This is a genomic window from Catellatospora vulcania, from assembly GCF_009720385.1.
Classification (GTDB): Bacteria; Actinomycetota; Actinomycetes; order Mycobacteriales; family Micromonosporaceae; genus Catellatospora; species Catellatospora vulcania.
In genome coordinates this window covers 324,826-341,458 of record NZ_WARX01000014.1, presented here as the reverse complement: position 1 = coordinate 341,458, position 16,633 = coordinate 324,826, and the positions used below count along the sequence as shown (strand labels likewise).

Annotated in this window: 15 protein-coding genes and 1 tRNA gene; 6 read left to right on the top strand and 10 right to left on the bottom strand. The window is 72.5% G+C overall.

The features are described from left to right. Positions 1-24 precede the first annotated feature (24 nt). Together F6W97_RS31795 and F6W97_RS31790 are read left to right on the top strand one after the other, a co-directional pair. Entirely contained in the window at positions 25-936 is a 912-nt protein-coding gene (locus F6W97_RS31795; protein WP_155374231.1) for a ribonuclease Z, read from the top strand. 65 nt (positions 937-1,001) lie between these two features. Next, positions 1,002-2,171, top strand: a complete 1,170-nt coding sequence (locus F6W97_RS31790; protein WP_230687138.1) for a hypothetical protein — start codon at positions 1,002-1,004, stop codon at positions 2,169-2,171. 265 nt (positions 2,172-2,436) lie between these two features. Here the strand turns inward: F6W97_RS31790 and F6W97_RS31785 are convergent, their stop codons facing one another. From F6W97_RS31785 to F6W97_RS31770, 4 genes are all read right to left on the bottom strand, one after another. Beyond that, positions 2,437-2,775 carry a hypothetical protein gene (locus tag F6W97_RS31785; RefSeq protein ID WP_230687137.1) on the bottom strand — a complete coding sequence of 113 codons (339 nt, stop codon included), beginning with the start codon at positions 2,773-2,775 and terminating at the stop codon, positions 2,437-2,439. Positions 2,776-2,877: 102 nt separating this feature from the next. Continuing rightward, positions 2,878-3,906: a choice-of-anchor A family protein gene (locus F6W97_RS31780; protein WP_155374230.1), complete on the bottom strand. Its 1,029-nt coding sequence runs from the start codon at positions 3,904-3,906 to the stop codon at positions 2,878-2,880. A 115-nt stretch (positions 3,907-4,021) separates the two neighbouring features. After that, the gene (locus F6W97_RS31775) at positions 4,022-5,395 is read right to left on the bottom strand and encodes a cystathionine beta-synthase (RefSeq protein WP_155374229.1); all 1,374 of its coding nucleotides are present in this window, start codon (positions 5,393-5,395) and stop codon (positions 4,022-4,024) included. Positions 5,396-5,426: 31 nt separating this feature from the next. Next, positions 5,427-5,795 (bottom strand): YkvA family protein, encoded by a 369-nt coding sequence (locus tag F6W97_RS31770; RefSeq protein ID WP_155374228.1) that lies wholly within the window; start codon positions 5,793-5,795, stop codon positions 5,427-5,429. A gap of 136 nt (positions 5,796-5,931) precedes the next feature. Here F6W97_RS31770 and F6W97_RS31765 point away from each other — a divergent pair, with 136 nt between their 5' ends. The 3 genes from F6W97_RS31765 to F6W97_RS31755 all read left to right on the top strand — a co-directional run bounded on the left by F6W97_RS31765 (position 5,932) and on the right by F6W97_RS31755 (position 9,165). Further along, a complete protein-coding gene (locus F6W97_RS31765; RefSeq protein WP_155374227.1) occupies positions 5,932-6,993 on the top strand; it encodes an SGNH/GDSL hydrolase family protein in 1,062 nt (353 codons plus the stop codon). Positions 6,994-7,060: 67 nt separating this feature from the next. Further along, positions 7,061-7,864 (top strand): SGNH/GDSL hydrolase family protein, encoded by an 804-nt coding sequence (locus F6W97_RS31760; protein ID WP_155374226.1) that lies wholly within the window; start codon positions 7,061-7,063, stop codon positions 7,862-7,864. A 53-nt stretch (positions 7,865-7,917) separates the two neighbouring features. Beyond that, positions 7,918-9,165, top strand: coding sequence for an acetyl-CoA C-acetyltransferase (locus tag F6W97_RS31755; protein WP_155374225.1), 1,248 nt, complete (start codon positions 7,918-7,920; stop codon positions 9,163-9,165). A gap of 161 nt (positions 9,166-9,326) precedes the next feature. Here F6W97_RS31755 and F6W97_RS31750 read toward each other — a convergent pair whose 3' ends face one another. From F6W97_RS31750 to F6W97_RS31740, 3 genes are all read right to left on the bottom strand, one after another. Next, positions 9,327-9,623: a hypothetical protein gene (locus F6W97_RS31750; protein WP_155374224.1), complete on the bottom strand. Its 297-nt coding sequence runs from the start codon at positions 9,621-9,623 to the stop codon at positions 9,327-9,329. A gap of 91 nt (positions 9,624-9,714) precedes the next feature. Beyond that, positions 9,715-10,512: a Bax inhibitor-1/YccA family protein gene (locus tag F6W97_RS31745; RefSeq protein ID WP_155374223.1), complete on the bottom strand. Its 798-nt coding sequence runs from the start codon at positions 10,510-10,512 to the stop codon at positions 9,715-9,717. A 578-nt stretch (positions 10,513-11,090) separates the two neighbouring features. Next, positions 11,091-11,174 (bottom strand) — tRNA-Leu (locus tag F6W97_RS31740). Positions 11,175-11,310: 136 nt separating this feature from the next. Here F6W97_RS31740 and F6W97_RS31735 point away from each other — a divergent pair. Beyond that, positions 11,311-13,134, top strand: a complete 1,824-nt coding sequence (locus tag F6W97_RS31735) for a hypothetical protein (protein WP_155374222.1) — start codon at positions 11,311-11,313, stop codon at positions 13,132-13,134. A gap of 160 nt (positions 13,135-13,294) precedes the next feature. Here F6W97_RS31735 and F6W97_RS31730 read toward each other — a convergent pair whose 3' ends face one another. The 3 genes from F6W97_RS31730 to F6W97_RS31720 form a co-directional block, all read right to left on the bottom strand. Next, entirely contained in the window at positions 13,295-14,620 is a 1,326-nt protein-coding gene (locus tag F6W97_RS31730; RefSeq protein WP_155374221.1) for an NAD(P)/FAD-dependent oxidoreductase, read from the bottom strand. 85 nt (positions 14,621-14,705) lie between these two features. Continuing rightward, a complete protein-coding gene (locus F6W97_RS31725; RefSeq protein ID WP_155374220.1) occupies positions 14,706-15,251 on the bottom strand; it encodes a hypothetical protein in 546 nt (181 codons plus the stop codon). Beyond that, complete coding sequence (locus F6W97_RS31720; RefSeq protein ID WP_155374275.1) at positions 15,248-16,603, bottom strand: DUF58 domain-containing protein; 1,356 nt, start codon at positions 16,601-16,603, stop codon at positions 15,248-15,250. The genes F6W97_RS31725 and F6W97_RS31720 overlap by 4 nt, the downstream gene beginning before the upstream one ends. Positions 16,604-16,633 lie beyond the last annotated feature (30 nt).

Genomic DNA, 16,633 nt, shown 5'->3' with positions numbered 1-16,633 from the left:
GACGATCTCCACGTGGGGGCGTGCGTGAGCCGGGAGCTGATCGTGCTCGGCACGGCCAGCCAGGTGCCCACCCGCCAGCGCGCGCACAACGGCTACCTGCTGCGCTGGGACGACCAGGGCTTCCTGTTCGACCCGGGCGAGGGCGCCCAGCGGCAGCTGCTGCTGGCCGGGGCCGCGGCGAGCGACATCACCCGGATCTGCGTCACGCACTTCCACGGCGACCACTGCCTCGGCCTGCCCGGCATCGTGCAGCGGCTCTCGCTGGACCGGGTGCCGCACGAGGTGCCGATCCACTTCCCGGGCTCCGGCGCGGAGTTCCTGGCGCGGCTGCGCCACGCCAGTCACTTCCACGACCAGGCCCGCCTCGCCGAGTGCCCGATCGCCGAGGACGGCGTGCTGGCCACCGGGAGCTTCGGCACGCTCAGCGCGCGGCGGCTGCGCCACCCGGTCGAGTCCTTCGGCTACCGCCTGGCGGAGCCGGACGGCCGCCGGATGCTCCCCGAGCGGCTGGCCGCGCTCGGCGTACGCGGCCCGGACGTCGGCGTGCTCCAGCGGGTGGGCACGGTGGTGGCCGACGGGCGGCTGGTGACCCTGGACGAGGTCAGCGAGCCGCGCCCGGGGCAGGTGGCCGCCTTCGTGATGGACACCGGCTGGTGCGAGGCCGCGATCGAGCTGGCCGCGGGCGCCGACCTGCTCGTCATCGAGTCGACCTTCCTGGAGACGGAGGCGGAGCTGGCCGCCGAGGCCGGGCACCTCACCGCGGCGCAGGCCGCCCGGATCGCCACCGAGGCGGGCGTACGCCGGCTCGTGCTCACCCACTTCTCCCAGCGCCACCCGGACGCGTCCGTGTTCGGCCACGAGGCGGCGGCCCACTTCGACGGGGAGATCGTGGTCGCCGAGGAACTGGCCCGGATCGCCGTGCCCATGCGCCGGTGACGGCCGCGGCCTAAACTTCTCCGCGTCGCACGCCGCCCCTGCCGCGCAGAACCCCGGAGACCCCCTTGAGTGAGATCAGTTCGCCGAGCGAGCGCGCCGGCGACGAGGCTCCGGCCGCAGGCCGGTTGGGCAGCGTCCGGCGCTCCCTGGCCGACGCCTGGCCCGCGCTCGTGGCGTACGCCGCCGCCCGCACCAGCGGCCTGGTCGTGTTCTTCCTCGCGGCGCACGTCGCGGGCAAGGACGGCTTGTCCATCCTCGGCCATCGCAACGACGCCGGGCACTACCTCAAGATCGCCGTCAACGGCTACCCGTCGGCGGCTGTCGTCGACGCCAACGGGCTGGCCTTCTTCCCGCTGCACCCGACGCTGATGACCTGGCTCGGGGCGGTCCTGCCGATCGACCTCGCCACCATCGGGGTGCTGCTCACCTGGGTGATGTCGCTGGTCGCGGCGTGGGGACTGTTCGCGGTCGGCAAGCACCTGCACGATCGGCGCACCGGCGTGCTGCTGGCCACGGTGTGGGGGCTGGTGCCGCACGCCGTCGTCGAGTCGATGGGCTACACCGAGGCCATGTTCACCGCGCTCGCCGCGTGGTGCCTGCTGGCCACGCTGCGGCGGCAGTGGGTGGCCGCGGGCCTGCTCAGCGTGCTGGCCGGACTCACCCGGCCCACCGCGGCGGCGCTCTTCCCGGTCGTGGTGCTGGCCGCGTTCCTCGCCATCGTGCGCGGACGGGACCGGTCCTGGCGGGCCTGGTTCGCGCTGCTGGTGGCGCCGCTCGGCTGGCTGGGCTACCTCGGCTGGGTGGCGCAACGGGCCGGGCGCATCGACGGCTGGTTCCACATCCAGGGCGAGGGCTGGGGTTCGAGCTGGGACGGCGGCCGGTTCACGGTCACCCAGACGGCGCAGGCGCTGGCCAAGGGCGACCTGCTGAACCACCTGCTGGTGGCGCTGGTGATCCTGGTCAGCATCGCCCTGTTCGCGATCTCCGTCATCGAGCGGCAGCCCTGGCAGCTGCTGATGTTCAGCGCGCTCGTCATGGCCGTGTCGCTCGGCGGCGCCGGCTACTACAACGTGAAGGCGCGCTTCCTGCTGCCCGCGTTCGCGCTGCTGCTGCCGGTGGCGGGGGCGCTGGCCCGGACCCGGCCCGCGAAGATGGTCGTCATCGTCGGCGCGCTCGCGGCCTTCTCCGCGTACTGCGGGGTCTACCTGCTGCTGATCTGGAAGTTCTCACCCTAGACACGAGTCGGGGCGAGGGTACGTGACCGGACTGCGGGGAACCGGAGATCACGTACCCTCGCCCACTGACGCACCCGTACGGCTGGAGAGAACGCCTGGCCGGAGGCGTTGGTAGTCGACGGAGGCATGTCGACCACCTGATCAGCCGTACAGATGCACGCGGCGCGCCTACGCTGGCGGAGCGCAACGGCGTCGCCGCTGGGACGGGGCCCGAACGAGCACGTGCCGGGGGACGGCAGGAGACGTCGGGACACCCTGTGGTTGGCTAGTCGAAGAGGCTCCTGCGGGTGCCGTTTCGCATGATGGAGCCGCCACGCTCGCCAAGGTCGGCACGCCAGGCCGGGAGCGAGCGCATCCCGTTGATGTCATGCCGTACGGTCCAGGCCTCCCGCCAGTGCCGGCTGGCCGCGGCTTCCGCGCGCTCGGCGAGCCTTCGTGGCGGGCACGGCCAGTGCTGACCGCACCAGTTGCAGAGTTGGTCGTCGTCAGGTCTGTTGTGCCGCCCCAGCATCTGCTGCGCGTCGCGCCACAGCAGGTGGTCGGTTATGTCGGAGGGTTCGATGTGGCTGGTCTCGGTGGGTGGTGCATGGTCGACGGTGACCACGATCCACTCTCCCCTCGGTAGCACTGCCGCTTCCGTACGCTTAGTCAACACTCGGGGCAAGCAGAGCAGTCGCACAGGCTGTGCGACTGCCGCCGAAACGGGCTAACGGAACCGGCGACGCGCCCGGCCACCAGCGATAACTGCGATAAGCAGGGCCAGCCCCACGAGCATCCCGGCGATCCCGAACCACGTCACTGGGCGTGACGCCAGCGCCATCAGCCGTTCCCCGGCCGGCTTGGCCGAAGCCGCCGGGGAACCGGTGCCGACCGGCCCGGGACCGCCCGGCCCGGCCACGGGGCCGGTCTCCAGCGGCGACGGGCTCGGTGAGGCGGACGGCGGCGGGGCGCAGTCCAGGCCGTCCGGGAGGGCGGGAATGCCCGTCACGGGCGCGGGAGCGGCGACTTCGAGCAGCAATCCGGCCTGGCGCAACACGGCCGGCCGGGCTGCCACCGGCGGCAGCCCGAACCTGGCCGACGGCGACACGGTGGGGCGGGAGGGGCCGGGCGACGGTGTGGCGGCGGGCGGCGGGCTCGGTGCGGGCGACGCGCTCGGCGAAGGGCTGGGCGAGGGCGGCGGGTTCGGCACGACCAGCACCTCGGCGTGCGGCGCGAAGACCACGCCGGGAGCCTGTGGACCGGTCAGCACGAGGCGCACCACGCTCGGGAAGTGCCAGACGACGCTGTCGACCGGGCCGCCGCCGAGGTCGCTCACCCGCGGCACGGCCCAGGTCAAGCGGTCGTCGACCAGCCGGGTGTCCACGTTCACGAGCAGCGGCGCGGACTCGATCGGCGCGCTGGTGAGGATGAGTTCGGCTATCCGGTTGAGATCACCCGAGCGGAGGGTGATCACGTTGGTACGGTCCTGGCGCAGGTACACCAGCACCCGCGACCCGCGCGGCAGCGGCCAGCCCAGCGGCCGGCTGTCGGGGTCGCGCAGGTCGACGTTCGGCTCACAGGCGGCCAGCGCCGCCGACCTTTCCAGTTCCACGGGATCCGGAGTCGGCGCGCCCGCACGGGCCGGGCCGGGGACCAGCGCCACGGCCAGCACGAGGAGTACTGCGCACACGGCTCGGCCAGGCACGCCGACGTCCCTCCGGCGCATCCCGCGGCTCAGCGCGCTCGGCCTCCGCATGTCCGGAGGGTAACCCCCCGCCGCACGCCGATCGTGAATGTGGCATCGCCGACACACCGGCGCTGCCGCCACGGTGCGGAACCCCCGTCAGGAGCCCCGCACCGTGGCGCAGGCTTCAGCCCAGCTGGGCCAGCAGGTCCTGGCGGGTGAGCACGCCGCGGGGCTTGCCGTCGATCAGGACCATCGCCGCGTCGGCCTTCTCCAGCAGCGCCACGATCTCGGCGACCGGCTGGCCGCCGCCGATCATCGGCAGCGCCGGGCCGACGTGCCGGTCCAGCGGGTCGTGCAGCGCGGCCGCGCCGGTGAACAGCGCGTCCAGCAGGTCCTTCTCGGCCACCGCGCCGGCCACCTCACCGGTGACGACCGGCGGCTCCGCCTTCAGCACCGGCAACTGCGAGACGCCGTACTCACGCATGATGTCGATGGCGTCGCGCACCGTCTCGGTGGGGTGCACGTGGATCAGCTCCGGCAGCGCGCCCTTGGTGTGCGACTTGGCGGTCAGGATGTCGGCGACGGTGGCCCCGTGCTCGTCCGTGCGCAGGAAGCCGTAACGCGCCATCCAGTCGTCGTTGAACAGCTTCGACAGGTAGCCGCGGCCGCCGTCGGGCAGCAGCACCACGACCACGTCGTCCGGCCCGGCCTGCGCGGCGACCTTCAGCGCCGCCACGGCGGCCATCCCGCACGAGCCGCCGACCAGCAGGCCCTCCTCGCGGGCCAGCCGCCGGGTCATCGCGAACGACTCCTTGTCGGTGACCTCGACGATCTCGTCGCAGACGGTCCGGTCGTAGGTCTCCGGCCAGAAGTCCTCGCCGACGCCCTCGACCAGGTACGGCCGCCCGGTGCCGCCGGAATACACGGAGCCCTCCGGGTCCGCGCCGATGATCTTCACCCGGCCCTGGGAGACCTCCTTGAGGTAGCGCCCGATGCCGCTGATGGTGCCGCCGGTGCCCACGCCCGCCACGAAGTGCGTGATCCGGCCGTCGGTCTGGTCCCACAGCTCCGGGCCGGTCTGCTCGTAGTGCGAGAGCGGGTTGTTCGGGTTCGAGTACTGGTTCGGCTTCCACGCGCCTGGGATCTCCCGGGCCAGCCGGTCCGAGACGTTGTAGTACGAGCGCGGGTCCTCGGGCGCGACCGCGGTCGGGCAGACCACGACCTCCGCGCCGTACGCCCGCATGACGTTCTGCTTGTCCTCGCTGACCTTGTCCGGGCAGACGAAGACGCACTTGTACCCCTTGAGCTGGGCGACCAGCGCCAGCCCGACCCCGGTGTTGCCGCTGGTCGGCTCGACGATGGTGCCGCCGGGCTTGAGCAGGCCGTCCCGCTCGGCCGCCTCGACCATCCGCAGCGCGATGCGGTCCTTGACCGAACCGCCGGGGTTCATATATTCGACCTTGGCGAGCACGGTGGGGCCGCCGGGATCGGTGACATTCCGGAGCTTGACCAGCGGGGTGTTACCGATCAGCTCGACGACGTTCTCGTAGTAGCGCACGCGTCAAGCCTAGACCGGGGTTGAATTACCGTTAAGCGACGTCGCCGTCGATGATCGGACCGCCCACGGGCGTCTTGACGCCGTTCTCCCACATGAGGAAGCGGTCGGTCTCGCTGATCAGGGCCCCGGCGATCCAGCTGACGATGATCACGTCGTCGGCCAGGCCGAGCACCAGCAGGAACGCCTCCGGAACCATGTCGACCGGGGACACCACGTAAAGCGTGGCCGCCGCCATCGCCATGATCCGGCCAAGGCCGTCGTACCGTCCGCGCAACGTGGCCACGACCATGCGCGGCATCGCGCCCAACCGGTCCGCCAGGCTGGCGTTGCTGCCGTTCCCCGTGATGAGTGCCTTCCACAACGCCGTGAACGCTGCGGTACGCCGCAATGTGCGTCCCATCTCGCCTCCATCCGAGCGCAACCGAAGAGCGCTACCTTTCTCGCATGAGCGAGCGTTACCAGCCGACGATCCGCTGGGTACGTAGGAGCCTCAGAGAGGATTCCCCGACGGGTCTCCCGAGTGAGGCGGGTTCACTATGAGCGAGCGTACTGCGCTGGGCGGCGCCGCGGCACATCGTCGCGGCAGGGATCTGGCCAAGCTGGCCGTCTATGGCGGCGGCGCGCTGACCGCGCTCGGCCTGGCCACCGTCGGGGTGCTGCTCGGCCAGGTCGAGGCGGCCCGGCGGACCATCCCCATCGCGCAGGCCCCGCCGCCGCGTTCGGACGGCCTCTACGGCGGCCGGTTCGGCGGCGAGCCGGTGCACATGGCCATGCTGGGCGACTCCTCGGCAGCCGGGTTCGGCGCACTGCGGGCCCGGCAGACCCCGGCCGCGCTGATCGCCACCGGACTGTCCCGGCGTCTGGAAAGGCCGGTGCGCCTGCACAGCCTGGCAGTCGTCGGCGCGACCTCCGGAATGCTGGTGCACCAGGTGGAAGAGGCCCTCGAACTGCGCCCCGACCTGGCGGTGATCCTGATCGGAGCCAACGACATCACGCACCGGGCCGGCCAGGCCGCCTCGGTACGCCACCTCGCCGACTCGGTGCGGCGGCTGCGCGAGGCCGGTGTCACCGTCGTCGTGGGCACCTGCCCCGACCTCGGGGCCGTGCAGCCGATCCGGCCGCCGCTGCGCTGGCTGGCCCGCACCTGGAGCCGCCAGCTCGCCGCGGCGCAGACCGTCGCCGTGGTCGAGGCCGGGGGCCGCACCGTGTCCCTGGGCGAACTGCTCGGGCCGACGTTCTCCGCCCAGCCGCACCGGCTGTTCGCCCGGGACCGCTTCCACCCGTCCGCGGAGGGCTATGCCCTGGCCGCATCGGTGCTGCTGCCGACGGTGGTCGCCGCGCTGCGCAGCCCGGCCGGGCCACAGCGGGTGGAAGCGGGCGCACGAACCGCCGTGGACGGGGTACGGTCGCTGCCACAGGCCGCGGTCGAGGCGGCGCGCCACGCCGGCACCGAGGTGAGCGGGGTACGCGTCGACGGCCGTGATCGCGGCCCGGCCGGCCGGTGGGCGCAGCTGCGCCGCCGCATGTGGGAAGTCGTCCGCCAGGGCGAGGCCCCCGCCGGCCTGGCAGACCAGGCGAACGTTGTGGAGCAGGCATGAGCGAGCTTGTCGAGCGAATCACGGGACTCGTGGGACACGGCCGCGACGAGCGGAGCGAGGAGCGGGCATGAGTTCCGTGGCACGCAGGATCGGGAAGGCCGCCGCGATCACCCTCATCGCGGGCACGGTGGGCGGGGCTGCGCTGCTGGCAGCCGAGGCGGTGGTGGCGCGCAGCCGCCGGTACGCCAAGCCGGGGCTGGGCCTCGCGCTGCGCACCACGGTGGGTTCGGACAGCGCCGCCCCGCTGCGGCTGGTCATGCTGGGCGACTCCGCCGCGCTCGGGGTGGGTGTGGACCGGGTCGCCGACACCGTGGGCGGCCAGCTGTCCGCCCTGCTGTCCGGCGGCGAGTCCGGCAGGGGCGGGCCGGTGCAGGCCGTGGCGCTGTCCAGTGTCGGCGTCGCCGGGTCCCGCTCGTCGGACCTGGCCACCCAGGTGGCGCGGTGCCTGCTGGGCGACCGGCCGGACGTCGCGGTGATCCTGGTCGGCGGCAACGACGCGATCTCGCTGCGCCGCCCGTCGGACGCGGCGGCCTACCTCGGGGCGGCGGTGCGCCGGCTGCGCGAGGCCGGCGTCGAGGTCGTCGTGGGCACCTGCCCGGACCTGGGGGCGGCCCGTGCCATCGCGCCGCCGCTGCGCCAGGTCGTCGGCTTCCTGGGCCGCCGGGTGGCGCGGGCGCAGGTGCGGGCGGTGCACGCCGCCGGAGGGGCGGTGGTCGACCTGGCCGCCGAGACCGGCCCGGTGTTCCGCGCCGACCCGAACACGCTGTCGGCCGACCGCTACCACCCCTCCGCGGACGGCTACCGGGTGTGGGCGTACGCCCTCCTCCCGGCCGTGGCCCACGCCGCGGGAGTGACGCCCCGGCTCCCCTGACGACTTTCTCACCCGGTCTGGTGGGCAAGTTACCGGCGAGTTAACGTTCGTTCATGTCAGATGCTGTCATCGTCGCCACCGCCCGGTCCCCCATCGGCCGGGCCGGCAAGGGCTCCCTGAAGGACCTGCGCGCGGACGACCTCACCGCCACCATCATCCAGGCCGCCCTGGACAAGATCCCCGCCCTGGATCCGGCCGGGATCGACGACCTCTACCTGGGCTGCGGCCTGCCCGGTGGCGAGCAGGGCTTCAACATGGGCAAGGTGGTCTCCACCCTGCTCGGCCTGGACTCGCTGCCCGCCGCCACGGTCACCCGGTACTGCGCCTCCTCGCTGCAGACCAGCCGGATGGCGTTCCACGCGATCAAGGCCGGTGAGGGCGACGTCTTCATCTCGGCGGGTGTCGAGATGGTGTCCCGGTACGCCCGGGGCAACTCGGACTGGCTGCCCCCGGACGCCGCCGCGGCCGTCGGCGGGAGCTGGAACAACCCGCGCTTCGACGCGGCGCAGGCCCGCTCCGTGCAGCGCGCCGGGGCCGGCACGCCGGACTGGACCGACCCGCGCGAGGCCGGCGAGCTGCCCGACATCTACCTGACCATGGGTCAGACCGCCGAGAACCTGGCCCAGCTGCACGGGGTGACCCGCGAGGACATGGACTCCTTCGGCGTACGGTCGCAGAACCTCGCCGAGCAGGGGATCAAGGACGGCTTCTGTGCCCGCGAGATCACTCCGGTGACCCTGCCCGACGGCACCGTGGTCAGCCAGGACGACGGTCCGCGGGCCGGGGTGACGCTGGAGGGCACCGCCGGGCTCAAGCCGGTGTTCCGCCCCGACGGCCGGATCACCGCGGGCAACTGCTGCCCGCTCAACGACGGCGCGGCCGCGGTCGTGATCATGAGCGGCAGCCGGGCCCGCGAGCTCGGGCTCAACCCGCTGGCGCGGATCATCTCCACCGGCGTCACCGCGATGAGCCCCGAGATCATGGGCATCGGCCCGGTCGAGGCGACCCGCCAGGCGCTCAAGCGGGCCGGCATGACGATCGACGACATCGACCTCGCCGAGATCAACGAGGCCTTCGCGGCCCAGGTCATCCCGTCGTACCGGGAGCTGGGCCTGCCGCTGGAGAAGGTCAACGTGATGGGCGGGGCGATCGCCGTCGGCCACCCGTTCGGCATGACCGGCGCCCGCATCACCGGGACCCTGATCAACAACCTCCAGTGGCACGACAAGAGCATCGGCCTGGAGACCATGTGCGTCGGCGGCGGCCAGGGCATGGCGATGATCATCGAGCGCCTCGGCTGATCCCTGCCCGGCGCGGGAGCGATGATCGGTGTTTCCGGTCATGATCTGCGGTATAACGCCAGATCATGACCGGAAACGGCGATCTTGGACCGTTTGGACGTGGCCGAGACGGCAAGGAGGGCGCCTTCCCACACCGCTAAGCGGCGGGAGGGCGCCCTCCTTCACGTCAGGGTGAGGCGGAGAGCGGCGATCTCCTCGGACGCGGCGGTGGTCACCTCGGCCGATGGAGAAGCCGCAGCCAGTTCGGTGACGACGACCCGCAGCTGGTCGGGCAGGGCCAGGTCGGACAGGCGGGGCACGTCGCGGCGCGGGGCGCCGGCGAGGTCCGCGGCCTGGTCGGCGAGGCGCTGGATCAGCTTGTGCAACGGTTCGCCCTGGTCGCGCCAGCGCGCCGGGGTCCAGTGTCCAACCTGGTTGGCCAGGAGGTCGACGGCGCGCGTCAGCTGCTCGATGCTCACCCCCGGATTGTCCCGGGCCGGAAAACGGACCGCCGCCCCGGGGCGTACCCGAGGCGGCGGTCGTCGGCTGTGCCCCGATCGGGGCGGCCGGTCAGTCTTCCGAGAAGTAGGAGATCAGCCGCAGCATCTCCAGGTACAGCCAGACCAGCTCGACGAGGATGCCGAACGCGCCCAGCCAGCCGTACTTGCGCGGCAGCCCGGCGGCGATGCCGTCCTCGATCTGCTTGAAGTTGACGACGAACATCAGCGCCGCGACGACGATGCAGACCAGGCTGAACCCGATGGCGATCGGGCCGCCGTCACGCAGCGGGCCCACCGAATCGGTGAACAGGTAGATCACGAAGTTGACCAGCATGACGACGCCGAGGCCGGCCGCCGCGCCGATGACGATCTTCATGAACTTCGGGGTGGCCCGGATGATCTTCAGCTTGTAGAGCGCGGCCATGGCCAGGAACACCGACAGCGTGGCGATGACCGCCTGCAGCACGATGCCCTCGAAGAAGTGCTCGTAGGCCTTGCTGATTATGCCGAGGAAGACACCCTCGACCACGGCGTACCCGAGGATCACCGCAGCGTTGGTGACCTGGGCGAACGAGATGATCAGACCCACGATCACGCCGAGGAACATCGACGCGTACAGCACCGGCCGCATGACCTCCAGCGGCACCACGGCCCAGGTGATCGCCGCGAACACCGCGGTGGTGGCGAGCAGGGTCACGGTCTTGACGACGACGTCGTCGACGGTCATCCGGTCGACGTGTCCGGACTGGACGACCTCCGGGTAGCCGCCCGCCTGGTAGCCCGCCGGGGCGCCCTGGCCCGGCACCGTGTACCGGGGCTGCTGCGCTGCCGCACTGATGCGGCTGAGCACCGGGTTGGAACTCTTCACAGCGGGTCTCGCCTCCTCCACATGGATTGTGCCGACAGAGTAGCGGATCCGCGCACCAGCGGAGATCGCTGTTTTCTGCGTGATCGCAGGCGGTGGGCACCGGCGCGAGAGGACGGCCAGCGGGACCGTGGACCGGTGTCGCACGTCACGTCGTGCGGCGTCGTGGCGATCCGGTCCCGCGAGCGGTGACCGCGGTACCGGCTCGGTGGCGCTGTCGGCACGTTCGGCGGCGCGGCGGATACGGCGCGGCTGTGCGCGGCCGACGGGCCGGGCAATCATGACGCCCGATCCTTAATGAAACCTTATGAAAAGCCTGCGAATTCACGCTGTGACAGGTCTACCGTCGATCGTTACCACGCCTGGCGAAACTCGGAGCGAAAAGCAGGCAACCAGGGGGTGACAGACCGTCGGACGCTCGCTATGCTCGTCCACAACGCGCTCCAATCGCCCGCTTCCCCCGTGGCAGGCGATCGGAGCGCGTCATTATTTTTGAAGCTTTTCGCCACTCATTGCGCTGTAGTCGGCACCGCGCGGAAACGCCATTCGACAGGCTGCGGCGAGCACGCCGCGAACCCTGCTGGTGCCCGGGGCGGGGGTCGAACCCGCACGCCTTTCGGCAGTCGCTTTTAAGGCAACCGTGTCTGCCGTTCCACCACCCGGGCGCACACTGCACGATGCTGTGCCCTGCCACGTTAGCGGTTCCCCCCGGCCCGAGGCACGCCCGTTGTCGCTATCCGGAGAACGTGAGCACAGCGGCCGACCGGCCACACACGCACCCGAAGCGCTAGGGTCAAGCGCGTGACGAGCACCGCGCCCGCCCTCACCACCACCCCGGAAGAAGCCGTACTGCCTGGCCAACGGGGTGGTAGGGACGCGTCCGCGGCAGGCCGGCCGGCTCGCCGGCACGAGTGGGCACGCGATGTCGTCGCCTTCCTGGCCTTCCTGGCGCTGGCCGGGTGGCTCACCTTCGGGCTCTGGCCCGACCCGGACACCCGCACGCTCGCCCTCAACCCGCCCGACCAGATCCTCTACGAGTGGTTCCTCGCCCACGACACCATGCTGTGGAGCGGCGACTTCTCGCTGGTCACCGACCGCCTGAACGCCCCGTACGGGGTCAATCTGCTGGCCAACACCACGGTCATCCTGCTCGGCGGGCTGCTCGCCCCGGTCACCGCCGTGTTCGGCGCGGCCACCACGTTCGCGCTCCTGGTCGCGCTCAACCTGGCCGGCACCGCGATCGCCTGGTACCTGCTGCTGCACCGCACGCTGGGCGCGAGCCGGGTCGCGGCCGCGGTCGGGGCTGCGTTCTGCGGCTTCGCCCCGGGCATGGTCTCGCAGTCCAACAGCCACCTGCACATGACCGCCCAGTGGCTGATCCCGCCGATGCTGTGGTGCGTCGTCGAGCTGGCCCGCACGGCCCGCTCCGGCACCGCCCGGCCGCGCCCGGTCATCGGGTGCGGCGCGCTGTTCGGCGTGCTGGTCAGCCTGCAGGTGTTCATCGGCGAGGAGACACTGTTCCTCACCGCGCTCGCGCTGGCCGTGGTGACGGTGACCTACGTGGCGATCACCCGCCCGTCGCGGGCCGTGCTGGCTCGTTTCGCCGCCGGGCTGTCCATCGCCGTCGCGGTCGCCGTGGCGCTGCTGGCATACCCGCTGTGGGTGCAGTTCAAGGGTCCCCAGTCGGTCTCCGACGGGGTGTTCAGCCCCTTCTACTTCTCCGCCGACCTGGCCGGCTTCACCTCGTTCTCGCCGCTGACGCTGGCCGGCGACGACACGGCGGCGAAGCTGACCACCGGCCCGGCCGAGTACAACACGTTCCTGGGCTGGCCGCTGGTGCTGCTGTCGCTGGGCCTGCTGGTCTGGCTGCGCCGCAACGCGCTGGCGGTGGCCTGCGGCATGGGCGCGCTGGTCATGTGCTCGCTCGCGCTCGGCCCGCAGATCATGCTGCACGGTGAGCGCACCCCGCTGCCGGGCCCGTACCGGCTGCTCATGCACCTGCCCGTGGTCGACGGCGCGCTGCCGATGCGTTTCGCCCTGGCCGCGATCCCGCTGCTGGCCGTGCTGCTGGTGCTGGCGCTGCGCCAGGCCGGGCAGGCCGACCGGCCCGGCGTGCGGATCGGTGTCCCGGCGCTGGTCGCCGCGTCGCTGCTGCCGCTGTTCCCGACCCCGCTGCCGACCACCGACCGCGCCGCGGTGCCCGCTTTCTTCGCCGACGGCCTGTGGCGGCAGTGCGCCTCCGACGGCGACGTCATCGTGCCGGTGCCGCTGCCGACCCCGGAGCAGCCCCTGCCGATGCGGTACGCGACCGCGGCGCTGACCGCGTTCGCCATGCCCGAGGGCTTCTTCATCGGCCCGCACGGGTCGAACGGCAAGGCGACCATGGGCATCGGCAGGCGCACCACGTCCTGGGTGCTGTCCGAGGTGGCCCGCACCGGGATCGTGCCCGCGATCAACGACGACCACCGCCTGGACGCCCGCAAGGACCTGACCAAGTGGAACGCCGCCTGCGTCGTCCTCGCCCCCGGACACCCCCGCCACGCCGAACTCCAGCGCACCCTGGAAGCCCTCCTCGGCCCCGGCACCCCCTCCGGCGGCGTCCTCTACTGGCCCCGCAACTGGTGACCCCCGCCCAGGCCGGCCTCGCCCCACCTGCGACAACTCTTAAAGACTTGCGGCCTCCGAGTGCTTCGGAGGCCGCAAGTCTTTAAGAGTTGTGCACCGGACCGGCTCGGTCGGCGGGCGGCGCGAGGGCCGGGCGGCGCGAGGGCCGCCGGGCGGTGGGTCAGGGTTGTTGGGTGGGTTGGGTGACCTGGGTGAAGGGGTCCATGGGCTGGTGGAGGGCGCCCAGGGAGACGACTTCGCGTTTGAGGAACAGGGCCAGGGTCCAGTCGGCGATCACGCGGACCTTGCGGTTCAGCGACGGGATGCGGCTCATGTGGTAAGTGCGGTGCATGAACCAGGCGGGCCAGCCCTTGGCCTTGAAGCCGTACACGTGCGCGACGCCCTTGTGCAGGCCGAGGCTGGCCACCGAGCCGACGTGCTTGTGCCGGTACTCCCGGATGCCCTTGCCGCGCACGGTGGCGACGATGTTGTCGGCCAGCAGGCGGGCCTGGCGGACCGCGTGCTGCGCGCTCGGCGAGCACATCTCGCCGGCGGCGGCGGTCAGGTCGGGCACCGCGGCGCAGTCGCCCGCGCTCCACGCGCCCTCGACGACGGCCCCGCCGTCGACGACCCGCAGCGTCGGGTCACAGGTGATCTTGCCCTGCGCGGTGCGGGGCAGGTCGGTCGCGGCGATCATCGGGTGCGCCTTGACGCCCGCGGTCCACACGATGGTGTCCGCGGCGAACTCGCCGCCGTCGGACAGCTTCACCACGCCGTCGACGCAGGACTCCAGGCGGGTGCCCAGGCGCAGGTCCATGTTGCGCTTGAGCAGCGCCTCGACCGTGTACGCGCCCATCTGCGGCCCGACCTCGGGCAGCACCCGCTGCGTCGCCTCGACCAGCACCCAGTGCATGTCGTCGGCCTTGAGCTCCGGGTAGTAACGCAGCGCGTCGCGCGCCATGTCCTCCATCTCGCCCAGCGCCTCGACCCCGGCGAAGCCGGCGCCCACGACCACGAAGGTCAGCGCGCGCTGCCGGGTCTGCGGGTCGGTGGTGGCGGCCGCGATGTCCAGGCACTCCAGCACGTGGTTGCGCAGCCAGATGGCCTCACCGATGGTCTTGAAGCCGACCGCGTGCTCACGCAGGCCCGGGATCGGCAGCGTGCGGGAGACGCTGCCGGGCGCGACGATGATGTGGTCGTACGGGATCTCCCGGGACGGGCCCACCACCGGCTGCACCGTGGCGACCTTGCGGGAGTGCTCGACCTTCGTCACCGCCCCGTGCACGATGTGGCAGTCGCGCAGCTCCCGGCGCAGCGGCACGACGGTGTGCCGGGGGGAGATGTTGCCGGCCGCGGCCTCGGGGAGGAACGGCTGGTACGTCATGTGCGGCTGGGGGTCGACGACCGTGACCTCAGCCTCGGTCGAGCGCAACTTGCTGGACAGGCGCAGGGCGGCGTAGAGGCCGACGTGGCCGGCGCCCACCACCAGGATCCGTACAGGCTTCACACATTCACGCTACCGCCGCGCCTTCGCCCTGATCAGCGCCGATGGCTGTGATCCCGGACAGCGACGGCCGTCACGTCACCCCTGATCAGGGCCGCTTGCCCAGCCGAGTGAGCAGCGCCACGGCGGCCACCACCACGGCCAGGCCGACCACCAGCGCGATCGTCGGCGTGGTGATGTACATGCCCGGCAGCACCGTCATGAGCACGATGGTGAGCGCACCGGCGGCGGCGAGGACCAGCGCCGAGCGCACCGCCCAGCGCAGCAGCACCTGGTTGTCCACGATCGCGTCGTAGGGCAGCACCGCCGCCAGCGCCGCCGCGTTGTGCAGCAGGTAGAGGGCCACCGCCGTGCCCAGCAGCCGTCCCGTCGACGGCTGGGCCAGGAACAGCATGGTGTCGGCCAGCCACATCCCGACCGTGGCGAGCATCACCAGGGTCACCGCGACGCCGCCGGGGGCGATCGCCGGGAAGGCGGCCAGGGCCAGGAAGCCGAGCATCATCCGCGCGGGCAGCCCGCCCGGCGCGGCCAGCAGCAGGCCGGTGAAGGCCGCCACGAAGACCACCCCGCGTACCAGCAGCGGGCCGCCGGTGATCCGGCCCAGGTCGCGGACCTGGGCGAGCAGTTGCTTCACCGCAGCACCGCCTTCGGGGCGGCGGCCAGCCGCGACACGTCCCGCAGCACGGCGTCCAGGCTGCCCGCGCCCGCCCAGGCGACCACCGGCACCCCGTGCTCGCCGAGCTGGCCCATGGTGTTCTCCCGTTCGGCCTTCCAGAGCCGGTACGACACGTCGCTCCAGTTGTTCGCCGGTGGCGAGGTCAAGTCGGAGGGCAGGGTGTCCACGGCTACGACGAAGCGCCCCGAGCGTGCCAGACCGGCCAGCATCGACGCCGACCGGGCGTCCAGCAGCGGCGTGAGCACGACGACCAGCGCCGCCGCGGAGATGCCCGCCGCGAGCTGCGCGCCGCCGCGCTCCTGGGCGGTCGGGCTTGGGTGGGCGTCCAGCAGCCACTCCAGCACCGTCAGATACTGCCGCCGTCCGCTGGCCGGGCGCAGGCGGCGGGCCTGCGCGCCGTACTCCAGCACCGAGACGCGGTCGCCGCGGTGCAGGTAGTGCTCGGCGATCGCGGCCGCCGCGCGTACGGAGCGGTCCAGCACCGAGGAGGCGCCGCCGATGCCGCCGGAGCGGCCCGCGTCGGCCAGCAGGTCCAGCAGGACCACCACCTCGGCGTCACGGTCGGACAGCGTCGCCGCCACGTGCAGCCGCTCGGTGCGCAGCGAGACCCGCCAGTCGACGCGGCGCAGCCGGTCACCGGGGCCGAACTGGCGTACGCCCGCCAGCTCGCCACCCTCGCCGGGCCGCCGCGAACGGTGCTGGCCGACCAGGCCGGCCGCCCGGGGCATCGCCTCGTCGGCCTTGAACGGGTCGGTCAGCGGGTACACCTTCACGCCCAGTGCGCCGGTGACCACGGCCCGGCTGACCAGCAGCCCGTCCGCCGCCACCGCGTGCGCCGACGCGGGGCCCAGCCAGTGCCGCCCCCAGCGCACGGCCGGACCGGCCAGCTCGACGGCGGTGGCCACCCCGCGGGGCACCAGGGTCACGTAGGGCCGGTTGCCGCCGCGGCGGGACGGGCCCGCGTCACCGGTTCCGCCCTCCAGCCGCAGCCAGGGCGAGTGCTGCAGGTGCACCACCGTCAGGTCGTACCCGGTGACGTCGCGGTTCTCCACCTCGACGGTCGCGCCGAGGTCACCGCCCTCGACCGGGAACGACTCGACCGTGGACAGCCGCAGGCCCGGCAGCGTTCGCGGCCGTTTGGCCAGGGCGAACGCCACGCTCAGCGCCAGCGGCGCGGCGAGGATCACCAGGTCCGTGCGGCCCAGCAGCACGGCGGCGACCAGCAGCAGCCCTGCCACCAGCACCGCCCGGCCCAGCGCCCGGGTGGGCGCCCAGTTGTCGCCGGTGTCGGCGGCAGCGACGGGCTCCAGGTCGCCCTCGGGAGAGCCTGGCTGGGACAC